The sequence below is a fragment of the Pseudomonas sp. St386 genome (assembly GCF_018325865.1).
In the GTDB taxonomy this organism is placed as follows: domain Bacteria; phylum Pseudomonadota; class Gammaproteobacteria; order Pseudomonadales; family Pseudomonadaceae; genus Aquipseudomonas; species Aquipseudomonas brassicacearum.
In genome coordinates, this window is record NZ_AP021900.1 from 810,045 (window position 1) to 831,074 (window position 21,030).

Genomic DNA, 21,030 nt, shown 5'->3' on the forward strand with positions numbered 1-21,030 from the left:
GGCTGATGAGGTTCCAAGTGTGGACCATGATTGGCAATCAGTCGTTCGATTGGCGAGATAAAGCCTAAGCTTGAGCGGGAGCGCTTTTTCCAGGGCACCGCCCCCCTGTGGGAGCAAAGTTTGCTCGCGATGCAGACACCGCGTTTTTCAGGTACGTCGCGTCATCGTTCATCGCGAGCAAGCTTTGCTCCCACAGGGTGCGGTTGAGTGTTCTTAGTGCATTAGACCTACAGGGGAGTTCTTCATGACACAACTACGCCGCGTCGCGATCATCGGTGGTAACCGCATTCCGTTCGCCCGCTCCAACGGGGCCTATGCCACCGCCAGCAACCAGGCGATGTTGACGGCAGCCCTCGAGGGGCTGATCGAACGCTACAACCTGCATGGCTTGCACATCGGTGAAGTGGCTGCCGGTGCGGTGCTCAAGCACTCCCGCGATATGAACATGACCCGCGAATGCGTGCTTGGCTCGCGGCTGTCACCGATGACGCCGGCCTATGACGTACAACAGGCCTGTGGCACCGGATTGGAGACAGTGCTGCTGGTGGCCAACAAGATTGCCCTGGGGCAGATCGACAGCGGCATTGCCGGCGGCGTCGACACCACCTCGGATGCGCCGATCGCGGTCAATGAAGGGCTGCGCAGGATCCTGCTGCAAGCCAATCGCGCCAAGACCACCGCGGACAAGATCAAGACCTTCCTGCAGCTGCGCCCCCAGCACCTGGTCCCCGACCTGCCGCGCATCAATGAACCGCGCACCGGCCTGAACATGGGTGAGCATTGCGAGTTGATGGCCCAGACCTGGCAGATCCCCCGGGAGGCGCAAGACCAACTGGCCCTGGAAAGCCATCAGAAAATGGCCGCGTCCTATGCCGAAGGTTGGCAGAACGACTTGATGACACCGTTCCTTGGCCTGACCCGGGACAACAACCTGCGCCCGGACCTGACCCCGGAAAAACTCGCCTCCCTCAAGCCGGCCTTCGAAAAAAGCGCCAAGGGCACGATGACCGCGGGTAATTCCACGCCATTGACCGATGGTGCTTCGTTGGTGCTGCTGGGCAGCGAAGAGTGGGCCAAGGCCCGAGGCCTGCCGATTCTGGCGTACCTGCGCGACGGTGAAACGGCGGCGGTGGATTTCGTCAATGGCGCCGAAGGGCTGTTGATGGCCCCGGTCTACGCCGTGCCGCGATTGCTGGCGCGCAACGGTTTGACCTTGCAGGACTTTGATTACTACGAGATCCATGAAGCGTTCGCCGCCCAGGTGTTGTGCACATTGAAGGCCTGGGAAGACCCGGACTACTGCAAGACCCGCCTGGGGCTCGACGCGCCGCTAGGGTCCATCGACCGCAGCCGGTTGAACGTCAAGGGCAGTTCCCTGGCCGCCGGGCACCCGTTTGCCGCCACGGGCGGGCGCATTGTCGCCAACCTCGCCAAGTTGCTCGATGCCGCCGGGCGAGGTCGCGGCTTGATTTCCATCTGCGCCGCAGCGGGCCAGGGGGTGACGGCGATTATCGAGCGCTGAGGACGGCGCCGTCCTGGCGGGACGCCAGTTCCCGGTGATGGCTGGCGTAGCGCTCGGCGAGGATCGAGCAGACGATCAACTGCAGCGGGTGATAGATCATGATCGGCAGCAGGATCAGCCCCAGGCCGGGATGGTTGCCAAAAATCAACGCCGCCATGGGCACCCCGGCGGCGAGGGATTTCTTGCTGGCACAGAACACCGCGGCAACTTCATCGGCGCTGCGCAATTGCAGGGCGCGGGCGGTACGGGTGGTCGCCCACAAGATGATCGCCAGCAGCACGGCACTACCAAGCACTGCGCTCAATAGCACGCCGTGGCCTTGCTGTTGCCAGATGCCGGACACCATCGAGTTGCAGAACGCGGCATAGACCAGCAGCAGGATCACCAGTTTGTCGATGATGCTGGTGTAGCGCTTGTACCTGCCGAAAAAGCCAGCCAACCAACGCCGCAGGAACTGCCCCAGCACCAGTGGCAGCAGCAACATCATGCACAGGTCGAGCAAGGTGGACCCCAGGTCGATGCCACCGGCGCCGCTGCCGACCACGAAACTGACCAGCAACGGTGTCAGGAAAATCCCCAGTACGCTGGACAGGCTCGCGTTGAGAATCGCCGCCGGCACGTTACCGCCGGCACTGCCGGTCAGCGCCACCGAGGAAGAAATGGTCGAGGGCAGGGCGCACAGGTAGAAGAACCCCAGCATCAACAGCGCCGGCACGTGGCTGCCGACTAGCCAGTGGCTGATCAGCCAGAGCAACGGAAACACGCCAAAGGTGAAACCCTGCACCATCACGTGCAGGCGGATGTTCTTCAAACCGTGGCGGATCTGTTCGCCGGACAGGTTGACCCCGTGCAGGAAGAACACCACGAAGATGCCGATGTTGACCACCCATTCGGCATGCATGGCACCGCCCGTGGCACCAAAGGTTGGAAAGAAGTACGCCAGCAGCGTGGCGAGCAACATGCCGCACAGGAACCAGTCGGTCACCATGCGTTTGAGGTGTCTGAGGATATGCATAGGGCACCGCAAGTTGTAAGAAAAGTCGACTTAGCCTAACGTCGTCCCTACCAGTCGTCTTGCGACATAAGGCCAATCAATGCCGCCTAACGGACACCAACAGCTCGAACGCCGCATCCCCGACCTGGCGCAATTGCCGAGGCCGCTGTACGCCCGTGCCGAAAGTTTGAGCGCCGGTTCCTGGACGCAAGCCCATCGTCATGACTGGGTGCAGTTTTCCTACGCCATCAGCGGCGTTCTCGGCGTACACACCGCAGCGGGTAGCTTCTTTGCCCCGCCACAACGGGGCATCTGGATCCCGGCCGATCTGGAACACCATGTGGTGACCTCCACCCGAGCGGAAATGCGCAGCTTGTATGTGCATCGTCACGCCTGCCCCTGGGCCGATGAACGCTGTCGGGTGCTGGAAGTCACGCCACTGGCCCGCGAGTTGATCAAGGTGTTCTGTCAACTTCCGGTCGATTACCCGCAAGGCGACACTCAGGAGCAACGGTTGGTGCAGGTGTTGCTGGACCAGTTGGCGACTTTGCCGGAGGTGGGATTCTCCCTGCCGCTGCCGCAACATGCCCGTCTGCTGGGGCTGTGTAACGAGTTGATCGAACAGCCTGAGCAGAGCGTTACCTTGCACGCCTGGGCTGAGCGCCTGGGCACGTCGGAAAAAACCCTGATGCGCCTGTTCCAGCGCGAGACTGGCCTGAGCTTTCGCGCCTGGCGCCAGCGCATGCGCTTGTTGTCGTCCCTGGGCTCGCTGGAGCAGGGCGACAGCGTCACCAGCGCTGCGTTGTCCTGCGGATATGATTCAACGTCCGCGTTCATTGCGGCGTTCAAGGGGATGTTCGGGTTTACGCCGGGGGAACTGTTCAAGCATTGAGTCGTCGCACTCTCCTACAGCCGACGGTAGACATGACTGTCAGCTCTTGTCGCAAATGCCCGGGCATTCAGTTACCAATGCCAGGTTCGGTCTCGGCTATGATTCGGCTCGGTCGATTGATCCGGCACATTGTGTGCATCACAGGTTCATAGGTCGGCAACCCCTCCCCGTAGAGGAAGGATTGCCGTATAACGACTGTCATTCGCGTGTTTGGTAATAAAGGACCCACAATAAAAGCTGATGAAGACTCCAAAACGCATTGAACCCCTGATCGAGGACGGTCTGGTCGACGAGGTGCTGCGCCCACTCATGAGTGGTAAAGAAGCAGCTGTTTATGTGGTGCGCTGCGGTAACGAGCTACGTTGCGCGAAGGTCTACAAGGAGGCGAACAAGCGAAGTTTTCGTCAGGCGGCCGAATATCAGGAAGGCCGCAAGGTCCGCAACAGCCGTCAGGCCCGGGCCATGGCCAAGGGCTCGAAGTTCGGGCGCAAGGAAACCGAGGACGCCTGGCAGAATGCCGAAGTGGCGGCGTTGTTTCGCTTGGCTGGCGCGGGTGTGCGCGTGCCCAAGCCGTACGACTTCCTTGAAGGCGTGCTGCTGATGGAACTGGTGGCCGACGAGTATGGCGATGCAGCGCCGCGTCTGAACGACGTGGTGCTGGAGCCGGACCAGGCCCGTGAATATCACGCCTATCTGATTTCCCAGATCGTGCTGATGCTGTGTACCGGTCTGGTGCACGGCGACCTGTCGGAGTTCAACGTCCTGCTCACGCCAACCGGGCCGGTGATCATCGACCTGCCGCAGGCCGTGGATGCTGCGGGTAACAACCATGCCTTCAGCATGCTGGAGCGGGACGTGGGCAACATGGCGTCCTACTTCGGCCGGTTCGCTCCGGAGCTCAAGCGCACCAAGTACGCGAAGGAAATGTGGGCGCTGTATGAAGCCGGCACCTTGCACCCGGCCAGCGTGCTGACCGGCGAGTTCGACGAGCCGGAAGAACTGGCGGATGTCGGCGGGATCATGCGCGAGATCGAAGCCGCGCGCCTGGACGAGGAGCGCCGCCAGGCCGTACGCGCCGCCGACGATGCCCCGCCCGGCAAGACCGAAGAACCACCACCGCCATGGATGCAATGATCGGTTGAACAGAAACCCGGCCAAGGCCGGGTTTTTTGTGGGCACTCCAAAATCCCATATCCATCGCTGACCCCTTGTGGGAGCGAGCCTGCTCGCGATAGCGGTGGGTCAGCTTGCATCGATGCTGAATGTACGGCCGTCATCGCGAGCAGGCTCGCTCCCACAGTTTTACTTCGGCTGGCAACACCCCGACGCCAGTTCCTTGAGGATCGGGCAGTCCGGGCGGTGGTCGCCGTGGCAGTGTTCCACCAGATCCTGGAGGGTGTCGCGAAGCTCGGCCAGTTCGCGGATTTTCTGGTTCAGTTCTTCGATGTGCTGGCGGGCCAGGGCCTTGACGTCGGCGCTGGCGCGTTGGCGGTCTTGCCAGAGGGTCAGCAGTTTGCCGACCTCTTCCAGGGAAAACCCCAAGTCGCGGGAGCGCTTGATAAAGGCCAGGGTATGCAGGTCATCGGCGCCGTAGATCCGGTAGCCGCTGTCAGTACGATGGGCGGCCTTGAGCAGGCCGATGGACTCGTAATAGCGGATCATCTTCGCGCTCAGGCCGCTCTGGCGGGCCGCTTGGCCGATGTTCATCGCTTGTCCTCCAGCTGCTTGGGTGTCCAGAACTTCAACAGTAACGCATTGCTCACCACGCTGACGCTCGATAGTGCCATGGCCGCGCCGGCCAGCACCGGGTTGAGAAAACCGAACGCCGCCAGGGGGATGCCGATCAAGTTATAGACGAACGCCCAGAACAGGTTCTGGCGGATCTTGGCGTAGGTCTTGCGGCTGATGTCCAGCGCCGCCGGCACCAGTCGCGGATCGCCGCGCATGAGGGTGATGCCCGCGGCATGCATCGCCACGTCGGTGCCGCCGCCCATGGCAATGCCGATATCGGCGGCGGCCAGGGCGGGGGCGTCGTTGATGCCGTCGCCCACCATCGCCACCACCGAATGGCGCTTCAACTGTTGGACGATGGCGGATTTATCCGCTGGCAATACCTCGGCATGGACATTGGAGATCCCCAGCGCCTGGGCCACCACTCGGGCGCTGCCTTGGTTGTCGCCGGTGAGCAAGTGGCTGGCGATGTGCTGTTCATTCAAGGCCTGTACGGCGGCGAGGGCGCCGGGCTTGAGCGTGTCACCGAAGGCGAACAGGCCCAGCACCCGAGGCGTCGCGCCTTGTTCGATCAGCCAGGACAACGTGCGGCCTTCGGTTTCCCAAGCCAGTGCCGACTCGGCCAGCGAATCGGGCTCCAGGCCCAGTTCGTCCAGCAGGCGTCGATTGCCCAGGGCCAGGCGGCGCCCGTCGAGGCTGCCGGCGATACCGCGTCCAGCCAGGGACTGGCTGTCGCTGACATCCGCCACGTCCAGGCCGCGCTCGGCGCAGGTGTCCAACACGGCTTTGGCAAGAGGGTGCTCACTGCCGCGTTGCAGGGCGCCGGCCATTTTCAGCAGCGCGTCTTCATCTCCCTCCAGAGCCGTCAAGTGGGCGATACGCGGCGTGCCGGAGGTCAGGGTGCCAGTCTTGTCGAACACCACGGTGTCGACTTCATGGGCGCGCTCCAGGGCCTCGGCGTCCTTGATCAGAATCCCATGGCGCGCGGCCACGCCGGTGCCGGCCATGATCGCCGTGGGCGTCGCCAGGCCCAGGGCGCAGGGACAGGCAATCACCAGCACGGCGACGGCGTTGATCAGCGCGGTTTCCAACGGCGCGCCGTACAACCACCAGCCGATCAACGTCGCCAGGGCCAGCACCAGCACCACCGGTACGAAGACCTGGCTGACTTTATCCACCAGTTTCTGGATCGGGGCCTTGGCGGCCTGGGCGTCTTCTACCAGGCGGATGATGCGCGCCAGGACGGTTTCGGTACCCAGGGCCAGCGTGCGTACCAGCAGCCGGCCTTCGCCGTTGATGGCGCCGCCAGTGACTTTGTCGCCGGGCTGCTTGGGCACCGGCAGGCTTTCGCCGCTGATCAGCGCTTCGTCGGCATGGCTCTGGCCTTCCAGTACTTCGCCGTCCACCGGGAAGCGTTCGCCGGGCTTGACCAGCACCAGGTCATTCAAGCGCAAGGCGCTGATGGCGACGTCCCGCTCCTGGCCATCGATTACCTGGATCGCCCGTTCCGGGCGCAAGGCTTCGAGGGCGCGGATGGCGCTGGCGGTTTGTCGCTTGGCGCGGCTTTCCAGGTATTTGCCGAGCAGTACCAGGGCAATCACTACGGCCGAGGCTTCGAAATACAGGTGCGGCATGCCGCCAGGGCGGGCGATCACCCATTCATAAAGGCTCAAGCCGTAGCCGGCGCTGGTGCCCAGGGCCACCAGCAGGTCCATGTTCCCGGCACCGGCACGCACGGCCTTGAAGGCGGCGACGTAGAACCGCGCACCGAAGATGAATTGCACCGGCGTGGCCAGGGCGAACTGCACCCAGGCCGGGAGCATCCAGTGCACGCCGAACGGCTGCAGCAGCATCGGCAGCACCAGCGGCACGGACAGCGCAATCGCCAGCACCAATATCAGGCGTTCACGGTTCAGACGGTTGGCCTGCGTGTCAGTGGGTTGTTCGGTCTGCCAGACTGTGGCGTCGTAGCCGGCGCGCTTGACCGCATCGATCAGGGATTGCGGATCCACCTGGCCGAGCAGTTCGAGGTGGGCCCGCTCATTGGCAAGGTTGACGCTGACGCTGTTCACACCGTCGACCTTGCCCAGGGCGCGTTCGACCCGGCCGACACAGGAGGCGCAGGTCATCCCTTCAATGTTCAGCTCCAGGGTTTGCACGGGGACGCTATAGCCGGCCTGTTCGACGGCCTGCATCAAGGCCGGCAGGCTGCCTTCGGGGGCCTGCACGCGCGCCAGTTCAGTCGCCAGGTTCACACTGACGGCGCGGGTGCCGGTGACTTTGCTCAAGGCCCGCTCAACCCGCCCGGCGCAGCTGGCGCAGGTCATGCCGGCAATCGGTAGATCGAACGTGGTGGATTCAGACATCGGTCAGGCTCCCTGTAGTGAATGACTACAGGATCAACCTTGCCATGTTGGCAAGGTCAAGCGCCAATCCAAAAAGCGATGTCGACTCCTAATATGGGATCTGGCTCTGTGGGAGCAAGGCTTGCCCGCGATGAAAGCACCGCAGCTTTCTGAATGACCGCGGCGCCTGGATCGCGAGCAAGCTTTGCTCCCACAAAGCTTGCCCACAGGGGCAAGAGGTGTGTCAGTAACCGAGCCCGGCCTGCTTGAGGTACATGCCTTGTTCATTCATGGCGATGCGGAACTTCAGAATGTCACCAGCCCTGAGCGTGATGTTCTGCGACCCTGGCGCGAGCATGCCCGGGTTGCACCCCGGTGCCTGGCCTGGCAGCAACTTCAGGCGCAAGGAAAACTGGCCCGGCGGCAGGTTGAACGAGGTGCTTTGCTCCTGGAACAGCCTGGCCGAGAGCTGATCCTGGATGTAGATGCCGATTTCGCAACTGGTCGCCACTTCCAGGCGCTCGCGAGAAATGATCAACACGCCGTAGTCTTCGCCGGCGGCCGATGCCTGGGGCGCCACCGCTGAAATACCGAGCATGCAAAACAGGCTGAACGCTGACCAGCGCATGGCTGAACCTCCGGTGTTAAATCCTTGATGTGTGCAGCTTGGCTGAGCGCGATGCCGATTGCCAGCCCGGCAGTTTTCGTCAGAACTTGACCTTGCCATGATGGCAAGCTTGAGACTGCTGGCAACCTCAATCCCAAGGAGTCATCTCATGCAAACTTTCAATGTACAGGGCATGTCCTGCGGTCACTGCGTCAAGGCCATCACCCAGGCTGTCCAGGCCAAGGACCCGGCGGCGGACGTGCAAGTCGACCTGGGTGCCAAGACTGTCCAGGTCCAGAGTTCGTTGCCGGCCGATGCCGTGCTCGCGGCCATCAAGGAGGAGGGCTATGAGGCCAGCCCTGCTTGAAGTTTTTTAATCGTTAGCGACCTACCGGAATGTTCAAGAGCGTCCGGCACGGCTAGACTGTCGGGCTGTCGAACGACGCCTGAGCTGGACGCCCGATGAACCTCCGTACGATTCTGATTCTTGGCGCCTTGAGCGCTTTCGGTCCCTTGGCGATCGATTTCTACCTGCCTGCCTTTCCGGCGATGGCCACGGCCTTCGGCACCGACGAAAAACACATCCAGCTGACCCTGGCGGCCTATTTCCTCGGCTTGTCCATCGGGCAACTGGCCTATGGGCCGGTGGCGGATCGCTTCGGACGGCGCATTCCATTGCTGACCGGCGTCGGTTTGTTCACGTTGGCGTCCCTGGCCTGCGCCTACGCGCCGAACCTCGAATGGCTGATCGGCGCCCGCTTCGTCCAGGCCCTGGGTGGATGCGCCGGGATGGTGATCTCGCGGGCGGTGGTCAGCGACAAATGCGACGCGGTGGGTTCGGCCAAGGTGTTTTCACAGTTGATGCTGGTGATGGGCCTGGCGCCGATTCTCGCGCCGATGCTGGGCGGGTTGCTGGTGAACCTGCATGGCTGGCAATCGATCTTCATTGCCCTGACCGTGTTCAGTGCATTGGCGTCAACGGCTGTGGCCTTGTGGCTGCCGGAAAGCTTGCCGGACTATGTGCCTCGGCAACCGTTGTCGGGGGCGTTGCGCCAATATGGCCGGTTGTTGACCGACGCTGTCTTCCTCGGCCATGCGCTGACGGGGGGCATCGCTATCGCTGGGATGTTTGCCTACATCGCCGGTTCGCCTTTTGTCTTCATCAAGCTCTACGGGGTACCGGCCGAACATTTCGGTTGGCTGTTCGGCACCAACGCGGCGGGCTTCATCCTGGTTGCCCAGGTCAACGCCCGGCTGCTGTCCAAGCGCGGCCCGGCATTCCTGCTGAGCCGCGCGGTATGGGTCTACCTGGGCGCTGGGCTGAGCCTGCTGGCCGTCAGTTCATTGCAACCTGCGCAGTTGTGGCCGCTGTTGGTTCCGCTGTTTGTCTGCATCGCCAGCCTGGGGTGCATCCTTCCCAACGCCTCGGCTTGCGCCATGAATGGGCAGGGTGCCCGGGCCGGCAGTGCTTCGGCGATGCTGGGATGCCTGCAGTTTTCCGTGGCCGCCGGGGCAGCCTCGTTGGTGGCGGCGCTGCATGACGGCACCGCCGTGCCAATGGCGATGGTCATCAGCCTTTGCGGGCTGTTGGTGGTGAGCGCAGCGATGCTGACCCGTCGCCTGCAAAATGCCCGGGCGCTGGCCCAGGCCAGTCGCGAGGGTTGACTCAGCCGGCCGCGCGCTGCTGTTGTTCGGGGAAATGATGGGGCGCGAGGATCCGCGCTTGCAGGGTGTTGGCGAAGGTCTGGGCTTCGGCCTCGGTACGGAAGGTGACGACGTGCTGGTCAAGACGCACTTGCCATTGGGATTTTGCCACTTCTTTTATCAGGATCTTCATTGCTGACCTCCTCACGAAAAGATTGCGTTGCAAAGGCCTCGAGTGTAGACCCGAATGCGATCGCAATTGTGACAAGGATCAATTCTCGGACTGACGGTGCAGTTCCAGATTGATGCAACACCTGTGGGAGCGAGCTTGCTCGCGATAGCAGTAGACCCGCCGACATCAATGTTGCCTGAACTGGCCCCATCGCGAGCAAGCTCGCTCCCACAGGATTGTTTGCAGGGCGACTGCCCAGTGCTGTCAGAAACCCTCGAGCACAATCTTGCCCTTGGACTTGCCGCTTTCCAGCAAAGCATGCGCCCGGCGCAGGTTCTCGGCATTGATGGTGCCGAAATGCTCGCCAACCGTGGTCTTCAGGGTGCCGGCGTCGATCAGGGCGGCCACGCGGTTGAGCAGTTTGTGCTGTTCAAGCATGTCGGCCGTCTCGAACAGCGAGCGGGTGTACATGAATTCCCAATGCAACGACAGGCTCTTGCGCTTGAGCTTGGTCACGTCCAGCGCCTTGGGATCGTCGATCAGCGCCAGTTTGCCTTGGGGCGCGAGCGCTTCGACCAACTGGTCCAGATGCTGGTCGGTCTGGGTCAGGCTGGCGACGTGAGTCACTTGGGGCTGGCCTGCTTCTTTCAACACTTCGCTCAATGGCTGGCTGTGGTCGATCACCAGGTCGGCTCCCAGGTTGCGCACCCAGTCCTGGGTCTGCGCACGGGACGCGGTGCCAATCACCTTCAGCCCGGTGAGCTGGCTGGCCAGTTGCGTCAGGATCGAACCCACGCCGCCCGCAGCGCCGACGATCAACAGGCTCTGGCCCAGGTCGCTTTGGCCTTCCTGGATTTGCAGGCGCTCGAACAACAATTCCCAGGCGGTAATGGCCGTCAGCGGCAGCGCCGCCGCTTCGGCGAAACCGAGGGTCTTGGGCATGTGACCGACGATGCGCTCATCCACCACGTGCAGCTCGCTGTTACCGCCGGCCCGGGCAATGGAGCCGGCATAAAACACCTTGTCCCCGGCCTTGAACAGCGTGACCTCGCTGCCCACTGCCTTGACCACGCCGGCCACGTCCCAGCCCAGCACCTTGGCTACGCCGTCTTCAGGCTGGACGTTCTGGCGGACCTTGGTGTCCACCGGGTTGACCGAGATGGCCTTGACCTCCACCAGCAGGTCCCTGGGGCCGGCGACCGGTTCCGGTAGCTCGATGTCCTGGAGCGATTGCGGGTCGGTGATGGGCAGCGAGTGGTAGTAGGCGATGGCTTTCATGAAGCGGATCCGTGAAGTGAGTTCGATGACGGCCATGGTTAGCTATTTATCGTCGAGATAAAACCGGCTAAAAGAACAGGCTCTTTCAATAATTCTTTGATAATGGAGTCGTCATGCTTCGCTTCGATGACTTGCAGTTGTTTGTCCGGGCGGCGGACCTGGGCAGTCTTTCGGCTGCGGCCAGGGGCATGGACCTGTCGGCGGCGGTGGCCAGTGCCGCGTTGAAACGGATCGAGCTGCACCTCGGCGCGCGGCTGTTGGCCCGCTCCACCCGTAGCTTGCGCCTGACAGCCGAAGGCGAGGGCTTTCTCGAATATGCCCGTGCCGCATTGAGCAGCCTTGACGAAGGCCGGCGGTTGTTGACCAGCGGCCAGGATCAGGTCAGTGGGGTGTTGCAGTTGTCCGCGCCGTCGGACCTGGGACGCAACCTGCTGCTGCCCTGGCTGGATGCGTTCCAGCGCGAGCACCCCGGGCTGACGGTGCGGCTGTTGCTGGGCGATCGCATGGCCGATCTGTTCAAGCAGCCGGTGGACATCGCCTTGCGTTATGGCGAGCCGGAAGATTCGAGCCTGGTCGCCCTGCCCATTGCCGCGGATAACCGCCGGGTGTTGTGCGCATCGCCGGACTATCTGGCTCGCCAGGGTGAACCCCAGCAGTTGGAACAACTGGCCCAGCACAACTGCCTGTTGTACATGCTTGGCAGTCGGGTCCATGACCGATGGGGTTTTCATGACGGTAAACGGGAAGTGAGCCTTACCGTCAGTGGCGACCGTTTCAGTGACGACGCCGATGTGGTGCGACGCTGGGTGGTGGCAGGTGCCGGGATTGCCTACAAATCGTGGCTGGATGTGTCCACCGACGTGCTGGCCGGGCGCTTGAAAATTCTCTTGCCGCACCTGCAATGCGAACGCGCGCCCCTCAATCTGCTGTGTGCCCATCGGATGCAATTGAGCAAACCCATCAACCTTTTGCGGGACATGCTCCAGGCCCGCTGCGGTGAGTTGACGGCTCGTTTTCCACTCTCGACGGGGGCCGGCCATTAGTCGCGGGCAAATAGAGAATTTTCCCTCAGGAACAATCGCCTCCAAAGGTTTCCGGAGGACAGGAAAGCTCGACCGCCCCGCTTATACTAGCGACCGCCTGCGCCAGAGCAGTAGACGAATGATTCAACAGGGAGTGAATACATGGAACATGCACCTTGCATCAGCCAGATCGCCGCGCTGCTGGCTGACCCCAAGCGCAGCGCAATGATGTGGGCCTTGATGGACGGCACGGCCCGCCAGGCCGAGGAGTTGGCGTTGCTCGCCGGGTTGTCGCCGTCCTCGGCCAACGCGCATCTGGGACGCCTGTCCTCCGGAGGCCTGTTGAAAGTCGAAGCCCGGGGCCGCAAGCGGTTTTTCCGCCTGGCAGCACCTGAAATCGGCGCTGCCGTCGAAGCGCTGGCCAGCGCGACGCTGGTCAGTACGCCGCGGCAGATCCCGGATATCTTCAAGCGCCGAGTCATGCCGACCAAAGCGCCGTCGGCTCCCGCGTCGTTGATGCGGGCCAGGCTTTGCGACGATCACCTGGGGGGCACCCTGGCGGCGGACCTGTATCAGCGCCTGCTGGACGCCGGGTGGATCGAGCAGTTCGAGCCGCGGGTGATCGTCACCCACAAAGGCGCCAATCAGTTGGCCGAACGTGGCCTGTTCATCCAGGCCCTGGCCCATCGCAACGCCCGCATTGCCTGTGCCTGCCCGGACTGGAGCGAGCGTCGTCCACACCTGGGGGGCGCGCTGGGGGCGGCCCTGCTGCAACTGTTCATGCAGTCGGGTTGGCTGAGCTTGCCCAACGATTCGCGAGCCCTGCAGGTGACGATGCTCGGCCAGCAGGAAATCCACCGGTTCGCCCGGCAGGACGCGGTGGAGATGGCAATCTAGGAAACGCTCCTGGCGCGTCGCTCTGGGCTGTCGGCAGGTCGTATTCAGCAATAGCCACCTGCAAGGTTCGCGCACACTCGGTCCGGGGAATTATCGGATTGGGGGAGGCAGCATGGACACTCACGGCTACAGCGCGGCGGAACGATTGGAACGGTTACCCATCAGCGGTTACCACCGGGTCATCTTCATCATCATCGCCCTGGCGTTTTTCTTTGACTCCATGGACCTGGCGATGATGACGTTCCTGTTGGGGTCGATCAAAGCCGAGTTTGGCCTGAGCACCGCCCAGGCCGGTTTGCTCGCCAGCTCGAGTTTCTTCGGCATGGTGGTGGGGGCGTCGCTGTCGGGCATGCTGGCCGATCGTTTCGGGCGCAAGCCGGTGTTCCAGTGGAGCATCGTGTTGTGGGGCATTGCCAGTTACTTGTGCTCCACGGCCCAGGACATCGAGACCTTGACGCTGTTTCGCATCCTGCTGGGCATCGGCATGGGCATGGAGTTTCCGATTGCCCAGTCGATGCTTTCGGAACTGATCCCGGCCAAACGTCGGGGCCGCTACATCGCCTTGATGGACGGCTTCTGGCCGCTGGGTTTCGTGGCGGCGGGGGTGCTGTCGTATTTCCTGCTGCCGGTGGTCGGCTGGCGCGACATCTTTTTGGTGCTGGCGGTGCCGGCAGTGTTTGTCCTGGCGATTCGTTTCTTCATTCCCGAGTCACCGCGCTGGCTGGAACAGGCCGGTCGGGGTGACGAAGCGGACGCGGTGCTCAAGCGAATCGAAGACAAGGTCCGGACCTCGCTGGGGCATCAGAACCTGCCGGAGCCGATCCGTTTGCCAAGGGTTGAGAGTACGCCGGGCAGTTTCTTTTCCGCCTTGGCGCAGATCTGGTCACCGCTGTATCGCCAGCGCACGATGATGATCTGGAGCGTCTGGTTCTTTGCCTTGCTCGGTTTCTACGGCCTGACCTCCTGGCTCAGCGCGTTGTTGCAGCAGTCGGGGTTCGCGGTGACCCAGTCGGTGTATTACACCGTGCTGATTTCCCTGGGCGGGATTCCCGGCTTCTTGATGGCGGCCTGGCTGGTGGAGCGCTGGGGGCGTAAACCGGTGTGCGTCATCACGCTGCTGGGTGGCGGGGCGATGGCATTTCTGTATGGGCAGAGCGCGGTGTTTGGCGGCAACGTCGGCCTGTTGATCGGCACCGGGTTGCTGATGCAGTTTTTCCTGTTCGGCATGTGGGCGGTGCTCTACACCTACACGCCGGAGCTGTACCCCACCTCGGCCCGGGCTACGGGCTCGGGCTTTGCTTCGGCGGTGGGACGCGTCGGTTCGTTGCTCGGCCCGCTGGTAACCGGGCTGGTATTCCCCATCACCGGCCAGGGTGGCGTGTTCGCCCTGGGCGCGCTGTGCTTCGCCGTGGCGGCAGGGGTGGTCTGGTTGTTCGGGATGGAGACGCGGGGCAAGACGTTGGAGGAGTTGAGCGAAGCGACCGTCACCGATTAACACCATCTCCCTTGTGGGAGCGAGCTTGCTCGCGATAGCGGTCCGACATTCAACATCGATGTTGACTGACACTCCGCCTTCGCGAGCAAGCTCGCTCCCACAGGGATTTCGGTGAGGCTTAAGGTTTTACCAGGCGCGCATCCAGGCTGTTCTGGGCCAGGCGCTTGGCCTGGTCCTGGGTCATGCCCAGATGGGTATACAGCGCGTGGAAGTTCTCGGTGACGTAGCCGCCGAAGTACGCCGGGTCATCGGAGTTCACCGTCACTTTCACGCCGCGCTCGAGCATGTCGAGGATGTTGTGCTGCGACATGTCGTCGAACACGCACAGCTTGGTGTTGGACAACGGGCACACGGTCAACGGAATCTGCTCGTCGATGATCCGCTGCATCAGGCGCTCATCTTCAATGGCTCGCACACCATGGTCGATGCGCTGGATCTTCAGCAGGTCCAGGGCTTCCCAGATGTACTCGGGCGGGCCTTCTTCACCGGCGTGGGCGACGGTCAGGAAGCCTTCGTTGCGCGCACGGTTGAATACGCGCTGGAACTTGCTCGGTGGATGGCCCATTTCCGAACTGTCCAGGCCCACGGCCACGAAGGCCTCGCGGAACGGCAGCGCCTGGTCGAGGGTTTTCTCGGCTTGTTCTTCGCTCAGGTGGCGCAGGAAACTCAGGATCAGGCCGCTGGTGATGCCCAGTTGCTGCTCACCGTCCTTGAGGGCGGCGGCGATGCCGTTGAGTACCACTTCGAACGGGATGCCACGGTCGGTGTGGGTCTGCGGGTCGAAGAACGGTTCGGTATGGATCACGTTCTGCGCCTTGCAACGCAACAGGTAGGCCCAGGTCAGGTCGTAGAAATCCTGGGAGGTGCGCAGCACATCGGCGCCCTGGTAATACAGGTCGAGGAATTCCTGCAGGTTGTTGAAGGCATAGGCCTTGCGCAGGGTGTCGACGTCGCTCCACGGCAGGGCAATTTTGTTGCGTTCGGCCAGGGCGAACAGCAGCTCGGGCTCCAGCGAGCCTTCCAGGTGCAGGTGCAGTTCAGCCTTGGGCAGGGCGTTCAGCCAGTCGTACATGGTCTTTTCTCATCAGCGAATCGATGGCGGGCATTCTACAGGCGCTGGCCGCCTTGTCGGGTAAAACCTGACCGGCTGATCCACTACACGGCGAGCGACTCACGCCGGTAAGCATAGGTGTCGGCGAAGCGCGACAGCAGGAATTCGGCGCAGGTAGTCGTTGGGTACTTTGGCGGGTGGGCGTCATCCTGGCAACCGGGCAGGCATTGGATCAGCGTGTCGGGGTGCGGCTCGGCAAAGAACGGCATCGAGTACCGGTCCACCCCCAGCGGGCTGATCACCCGATGCGGCGTGGACAGGTAACGGTCGTTGCTCCAGCGCGCCATCATGTCACCGAGGTTGACCACGAAGGTGCCGTCGATGGGCGGCGCGTCGACCCACTGGCCGTCGACGTTGCGCACTTGCAGGCCGCCGGCGGCGTCCTGATAGAGCAGGGTGATGCAACCATAATCGGTATGGGCGCCAGCACCTTGCTGCTCGGCGCTACTGGCGGTGTCGCGGGGCGGGTAGTGGATCAGGCGCAGTACGCTGACCGGCTCGTTGAAGCGCGTGTCGAAAAAGTCCCGTTCGATACCCAGGGCAAGGGTCATGGCCCGCAGCAGGGTTTGCGCAAGCGCTTGCATGTCTCGGTAATGCTGCTCCATCAAGCTTTCCCAGCCAATCAGGTCCGGGTGGCGGTTGGGGCCACGCAGGGGTTTTTCCGCCAGCACGTCGGGGTGATCGGCCGGCAAGTGCAGGCCCATGTCGAAGGTTTCTTTCAGGTCGCTGGGCTTGGTCGGGTCCAATTGTTCGGTGGCGACGGCGCCATAGCCGCGGTGATGGCGGGTCTGGGTGATGTCGATCTTGAGTTTTTCTTCGACGGGCAGGGCGAAGAAGCGGTGGGCGCTGTCCAGCACCTCGGCGATGCGCGCCGGGCTGATGGGATGACCCTTGATGTAGAAAAAGCCCCATTGACGGCAGGCGCGGTCGATCTGTTTGGCGACGGTTTGCCAGGCGCCGGGGTCATCGCCGTAGAGTGGGCTGATGTCGATGATGGGAAGGCTGTTCATACTGCTTTCCTGACTTGAGATAGGAACCCCATGTGGGAGCGAGCTTGCTCGCGATCGCGGTGGGTCAGCCAATATAGATATTGAAGGTCAGTCCGCAATCGCGAGCAAGCTCGCTCCCACAGGGGTTTGGGTTGGTCTTGGGTTATTTGGGAATCTCAGCCTTCATGCCTTCGACGTAATAATTCATCGACGCCAGTTCCGCGTTGGTGGCGCTCACGCCCGCCGGGATTTTCTCGACGCCGGCCTGGTCCTTGATCGGGCCGGTGAACGGGTGGAAGGCGCCGCTCTCGATGTCGGCGATGATCTGCTCGGCTTCGCCCTTGACCGCTGCCGGCACCAGGTCGCTGATCGGCAGTTTCACCGTGCCTTCCTTCAGGCCACCCCAGTAGTCCTGGGATTTCCAGCTGTGGTCGAGCACGCTTTGGGTCGCCTGGATGTAATGCGGGCCCCAGTCATTGACGATGGACGTCAGCACCGCCTTGGGACCGAAGTGGGCCATGTCCGAAGCGTAGCCCACCGCATAGACGCCGCGTCGCTCGGCGGCCTGGATCGGCGCCGGGCTGTCGGTGTGCTGGAACACCACGTCCACGCCCTGGTCGATCAGCGCGTTGGCGGCGTCGGCTTCCTTGCCCGGGTCGAACCAGGAGTTGACCCACACCACTTTGATCTCGCTGCCGGGGTTGTACTTGTTCAGGGCCAATTGGATGGCGTTAATGTCGCGGATGACTTCCGGGATCGGGAAGGAGGCGACGTAGCCGATCTTCTTGGTCTTGGTCATCTTGGCCGCGAGGAAACCACCGACGTAGCGACCTTCGTAGGTGCGAGCCAGGTACGTGCCCAGGTTCTTGTCCTGCTTGTAGCCGGTGGCGTGTTCGAAGATCACCTTGGGAAATTGCTTGGCGACCTTGAGCGTCGGGTTCATGTAGCCGAAGGAGGTGGTGAAGATCAGGTCGTACTTGTCCTTGGCCATGTTGCGGATCACCCGCTCGGCGTCGGCACCCTCCGGCACGTTTTCCACGTAGTTGGTGGTGATCTGCTCACCGAATTTCGCCGCCAGCTCCTTGCGCCCTTGCTCATGCTGATAGGTCCAGCCGTGGTCGCCGATCGGGCCGATGTAGACGAAGCCGACCTTCAGCGGGTCGGCGGCACTGGCATTCAGGCCTGCGCCCAGGCCGACGGCGGCGACGACGGCGCAAAGCAACTTCTTCAAGGGGCGTTTGTGCATGAACTCGAACTCCATTTTGTTGTGAGGTTGGCTGTGCAGCACCAATGCAAAATGCTGACCAACAAGACAACAAAATATGCGACACCTTGATGCCGTCATCGCGGGCAAGCCTTGCTCCCACAAGTGCAAGGCCAAACAATGTGGAATAAGGCCTTGCCCCAGCAGATGGGCAGCCCAACCTCATGGGAGGGCAAGCTCGCTTCACAAGTGCGACGCAATACCTGTGGGAGCAAGGCTTGCCCGCGATGAGGCTCATGAGAACAATAAAGGTGCACCCTGCCTGCAGACGCCACCCCCTGGTGCATCACACCGAACGAAACGTTCACCGCCTCCTATAGTCAGTAACTCATGACCCCGCCCACGGTGACAGGCCCGCGATGCTCACTTTGCTCAAGCAAGAAAAACTGCTGTTGCTGGCGCTGATCGCCGCGTGTATCGCCTATCCGCTGGAGCACTGGCTGCTGGGCAGCGGGCAAGTGGTGGCGTTGGCTGGCGGCCTGGTCCTGATCGGTTTCATCGTCGCGGCGTCCATGCGCGTGGCCCATCACGCCGAACTGCTGGCGGAAAAGGTCGGTGATCCTTACGGCACCATGATCCTGACGCTGTCGGCGGTACTGGTGGAGGTGGTGATCCTGGCGATCATGATGAGCAACGAGGCTTCGTCGACGTTGGTGCGGGACACGATCTACTCGGCGGTGATGCTCGACATCAACGGCATCCTCGGGCTCGCGGCGCTGATGGGCGGGATCAAGCATGGCGAGCAGGCTTACAACGACGATTCGGCGCGCACTTACAGCGTGATGATTCTCACCGCCATGGGGGTATCGATGGTGGTGCCGGAGTTCATTCCCCGCGAGAGCTGGAAAATGTATTCGGCCTTTACCATCGGCGCGATGATCGTGCTTTACACCTTGTTCCTGCGCATGCAGGTCGGGCCTCACAGTTACTTCTTCAGCTACAGCTATCCGGAAAAACGCCGCAAGAAAGAGCCGGTGGAAAACGAGCCGGAACCCATCAGCCTGACGCTTTCCATCGGCGCGCTGGTGTTTGGCGTGGTGGTGATCGGCGCCCTGGCCGAAGTCATGTCCAAGGCCCTCGACCTGGGATTGGAAGGCTCGGGTGCGCCGCCGGTGGTCACGGCAATCCTGGTGGCCGCCATCTCCGCCGCACCGGAAATCCTCACCGCCCTGCGCGCGGCCCTCGCCAATCGCATGCAGTCGGTGGTGAACATCGCGCTGGGCGCTTCGCTGTCCACCGTGATCCTGACCGTGCCGGTGATGGAGGCCATGGCCCTCTACACCGGCCAGCCGTTCCAGATGGCAATGACCCCGGTGCAGACGGTGATGATCTTCATCACCCTGATCGTCAGCGCGATCAACCTCAACGATGGCGAAACCAATGCCATCGAAGGCATGACCCATTTTGTGTTGTTTGCGACGTTCATCATGTTGTCCTTGCTGGGTCTCTAGAAGAGCATCGCGGGCAAGCCTTGCTCCCACAGTAAATGGTGGGTGTTTATGAGGGCAGCCTTGCCGCGAGACCTGTGGGAGCAAGGCTTGCCCGCGATGGCGTCCGATCAGATGCCGGCGATCAACTCCCGTGCCGCCTGGCTGTGGTCAGCAATCAAGCCCTTCAAGTCCAACCCCTCGACTTGCCCGTCGATGACCCGCCATTGCCCACCGATCATCACCCGATCCGCCCGATCCGCGCCGCACAGCAGCAGTGCGGAAATCGGATCGTGGCTGCCGGAGAAACGCAGTTCATCGAGCTTGAACAGCGCCAGGTCGGCCTGCTTGCCCTCCGCCAATTCACCGATATCGCTGCGCCCGAGCAGTTGCGCCGAGCCCCGGGTCGCCCAGCCCAGCACGCGTTCCGGCGTGATCGCTTGCGCGCCGTAGCGCAGGCGCTGGATGTACAGCGCCTGGCGGGTTTCGAGGATCATGTTCGAGGCATCGTTGGATGCCGAACCGTCTACCCCCAGGCCCACGGGAGCGCCGGCGGCGGTCAGGTCCAGGGTCGGGCAAATGCCCGAGGCCAGGCGCATGTTGGAACTCGGGCAGTGACAGATGCCGGTGCCGGCGGCGCCGAGACGGGCGATTTCATCCGGGTTGAAATGAATGCCGTGGGCCAGCCAGGTACGCGGGCCAAGCCAGCCGACGCTGTCCAGGTAATCCACGGTGCGCAGGCCGAAGCGTTGCAGGCAAAACGCTTCTTCATCGAGGGTTTCGGCCAGGTGCGTGTGCAGGCGTACGTCGAGTTTTTCCGCCAGCTCGGCGCTGGCGCTCATGATCTGCGGCGTGACCGAAAACGGTGAGCAGGGCGCCAGGGCAATCTGGATCTGCGCGCCGTCGCCGCGCTCGTGGTACTCGGCGATCAAGCGCTGGCTGTCGTCGAGAATCACTTGGCCCTGCTGCACGGTCTGCTGCGGCGGCAAGCCACCGTCGGCCTCGCCCAGGCTCATGGAACCACGGGTCAGCATCGCGCGCATGCCCAGTTCACGAACACTCTGCACTTGCACGTCGATGGCATTTTCCAGGCCTTCGGGAAACAGGTAATGGTGGTCGGCCGCGGTGGTGCAGCCCGACAGCAGCAACTCGGCCAAGGCCACTTTGCTGGCCAGGGCAAGTTTTTCCGGGGTCAGCCGCGCCCACACCGGGTAGAGGGTCGTCAACCAGGGAAACAACGGCTGGTTCACCACTGGCGCCCAGGCACGGGTCAGGGTCTGGTAGAAATGATGGTGGGTATTGATCAACCCCGGCAGGATCACATGCTCGCGCGCATCGAAGATGTCGTCACAGGGCTGGGCGGGTTGCTGGCCGGCGCTTAGCAGTTCGACGATCACACCGTCCTGCAGGACGAGGCCGCCACGGGCATCGAGGTCGTTGGCCGTGAAAATGGCGAGGGGATTTTTTAACCAGGTACGGGTCGCAGGCATGGTGGCCGGCTCCTCTGAAAGTGGGTTCAGGTTAGCCAGCTCAGTGATGCCCTGTCTGCTGATCCAGGGTCGCCGTGGGGGGCGAGGGTCGGAGTTTACTCAGGTTGCCGGACACATTTCCAGTGCCCAACTCAGGTTCCTATTAGGAGA

At 62.5% G+C, this 21,030-nt stretch carries 19 protein-coding genes; 9 read left to right on the plus strand and 10 right to left on the minus strand.

Annotated elements, in window-relative coordinates; genetic code table 11:
• Positions 1-244 precede the first annotated feature (244 nt).
• A complete protein-coding gene (locus tag KI235_RS03460; protein ID WP_003197458.1) occupies positions 245-1,522 on the plus strand; it encodes an acetyl-CoA C-acetyltransferase in 1,278 nt (425 codons plus the stop codon).
• Here KI235_RS03460 and KI235_RS03465 read toward each other — a convergent pair.
• Positions 1,509-2,537 (minus strand): bile acid:sodium symporter family protein, encoded by a 1,029-nt coding sequence (locus KI235_RS03465; RefSeq protein ID WP_003197460.1) that lies wholly within the window; start codon positions 2,535-2,537, stop codon positions 1,509-1,511. The two genes, KI235_RS03460 and KI235_RS03465, sit on opposite strands and share 14 nt — an antisense overlap.
• A gap of 79 nt (positions 2,538-2,616) precedes the next feature.
• Here KI235_RS03465 and KI235_RS03470 point away from each other — a divergent pair, with 79 nt between their 5' ends.
• Together KI235_RS03470 and KI235_RS03475 are read left to right on the plus strand one after the other, a co-directional pair.
• Positions 2,617-3,408, plus strand: a complete 792-nt coding sequence (locus tag KI235_RS03470; protein ID WP_039010391.1) for a helix-turn-helix transcriptional regulator — start codon at positions 2,617-2,619, stop codon at positions 3,406-3,408.
• A 240-nt stretch (positions 3,409-3,648) separates the two neighbouring features.
• A complete protein-coding gene (locus KI235_RS03475; protein WP_003197464.1) occupies positions 3,649-4,542 on the plus strand; it encodes a PA4780 family RIO1-like protein kinase in 894 nt (297 codons plus the stop codon).
• 168 nt (positions 4,543-4,710) lie between these two features.
• Here the strand turns inward: KI235_RS03475 and cueR are convergent, their stop codons facing one another.
• The 3 genes from cueR to KI235_RS03490 form a co-directional block, all read right to left on the minus strand.
• Positions 4,711-5,115, minus strand: a complete 405-nt coding sequence (gene cueR / locus KI235_RS03480) for a Cu(I)-responsive transcriptional regulator (protein ID WP_003197466.1) — start codon at positions 5,113-5,115, stop codon at positions 4,711-4,713.
• Positions 5,112-7,505: a heavy metal translocating P-type ATPase gene (locus KI235_RS03485; protein ID WP_013692169.1), complete on the minus strand. Its 2,394-nt coding sequence runs from the start codon at positions 7,503-7,505 to the stop codon at positions 5,112-5,114. The genes cueR and KI235_RS03485 overlap by 4 nt, the downstream gene beginning before the upstream one ends.
• 223 nt (positions 7,506-7,728) lie before the next feature.
• Entirely contained in the window at positions 7,729-8,112 is a 384-nt protein-coding gene (locus KI235_RS03490) for a hypothetical protein (RefSeq protein WP_003197470.1), read from the minus strand.
• Between the two features lie 148 nt (positions 8,113-8,260).
• Between KI235_RS03490 and KI235_RS03495 the strand changes: the two genes are divergently transcribed.
• Both KI235_RS03495 and KI235_RS03500 read left to right on the plus strand, forming a co-directional pair.
• Complete coding sequence (locus tag KI235_RS03495) at positions 8,261-8,458, plus strand: cation transporter (protein WP_003197472.1); 198 nt, start codon at positions 8,261-8,263, stop codon at positions 8,456-8,458.
• Between the two features lie 95 nt (positions 8,459-8,553).
• Positions 8,554-9,756: a multidrug effflux MFS transporter gene (locus KI235_RS03500; RefSeq protein WP_212795488.1), complete on the plus strand. Its 1,203-nt coding sequence runs from the start codon at positions 8,554-8,556 to the stop codon at positions 9,754-9,756.
• Position 9,757: 1 nt separating this feature from the next.
• Here the strand turns inward: KI235_RS03500 and KI235_RS03505 are convergent, their stop codons facing one another.
• On the minus strand, positions 9,758-9,928 hold the full coding sequence (locus KI235_RS03505; RefSeq protein ID WP_003197476.1) for a hypothetical protein: 171 nt from the start codon (positions 9,926-9,928) through the stop codon (positions 9,758-9,760).
• A gap of 243 nt (positions 9,929-10,171) precedes the next feature.
• Positions 10,172-11,185: a zinc-binding alcohol dehydrogenase family protein gene (locus KI235_RS03510; RefSeq protein ID WP_013692171.1), complete on the minus strand. Its 1,014-nt coding sequence runs from the start codon at positions 11,183-11,185 to the stop codon at positions 10,172-10,174.
• Between the two features lie 113 nt (positions 11,186-11,298).
• On the opposite strand from KI235_RS03510, the gene KI235_RS03515 reads away from it, so the two are divergent.
• The 3 genes from KI235_RS03515 to KI235_RS03525 all read left to right on the plus strand — a co-directional run bounded on the left by KI235_RS03515 (position 11,299) and on the right by KI235_RS03525 (position 14,599).
• Positions 11,299-12,228, plus strand: coding sequence for a LysR family transcriptional regulator (locus KI235_RS03515; RefSeq protein ID WP_003197480.1), 930 nt, complete (start codon positions 11,299-11,301; stop codon positions 12,226-12,228).
• Positions 12,229-12,369: 141 nt separating this feature from the next.
• On the plus strand, positions 12,370-13,104 hold the full coding sequence (locus tag KI235_RS03520; RefSeq protein ID WP_039010400.1) for a helix-turn-helix transcriptional regulator: 735 nt from the start codon (positions 12,370-12,372) through the stop codon (positions 13,102-13,104).
• Positions 13,105-13,216: 112 nt separating this feature from the next.
• Positions 13,217-14,599: an MFS transporter gene (locus tag KI235_RS03525; protein WP_013692173.1), complete on the plus strand. Its 1,383-nt coding sequence runs from the start codon at positions 13,217-13,219 to the stop codon at positions 14,597-14,599.
• 118 nt (positions 14,600-14,717) lie between these two features.
• Here KI235_RS03525 and KI235_RS03530 read toward each other — a convergent pair whose 3' ends face one another.
• The 3 genes from KI235_RS03530 to KI235_RS03540 form a co-directional block, all read right to left on the minus strand.
• Entirely contained in the window at positions 14,718-15,671 is a 954-nt protein-coding gene (locus KI235_RS03530) for an adenosine deaminase (RefSeq protein WP_212795489.1), read from the minus strand.
• A gap of 83 nt (positions 15,672-15,754) precedes the next feature.
• A complete protein-coding gene (locus KI235_RS03535) occupies positions 15,755-16,720 on the minus strand; it encodes a 2-oxoglutarate and iron-dependent oxygenase domain-containing protein (protein WP_027911820.1) in 966 nt (321 codons plus the stop codon).
• Positions 16,721-16,862: 142 nt separating this feature from the next.
• Positions 16,863-17,945: a BMP family ABC transporter substrate-binding protein gene (locus KI235_RS03540; RefSeq protein ID WP_003197490.1), complete on the minus strand. Its 1,083-nt coding sequence runs from the start codon at positions 17,943-17,945 to the stop codon at positions 16,863-16,865.
• Positions 17,946-18,322: 377 nt separating this feature from the next.
• Between KI235_RS03540 and KI235_RS03545 the strand changes: the two genes are divergently transcribed.
• Complete coding sequence (locus tag KI235_RS03545) at positions 18,323-19,414, plus strand: calcium:proton antiporter (RefSeq protein WP_003197491.1); 1,092 nt, start codon at positions 18,323-18,325, stop codon at positions 19,412-19,414.
• A 107-nt stretch (positions 19,415-19,521) separates the two neighbouring features.
• Here the strand turns inward: KI235_RS03545 and KI235_RS03550 are convergent, their stop codons facing one another.
• Positions 19,522-20,880 (minus strand): 8-oxoguanine deaminase, encoded by a 1,359-nt coding sequence (locus KI235_RS03550; protein WP_003197493.1) that lies wholly within the window; start codon positions 20,878-20,880, stop codon positions 19,522-19,524.
• Positions 20,881-21,030 lie beyond the last annotated feature (150 nt).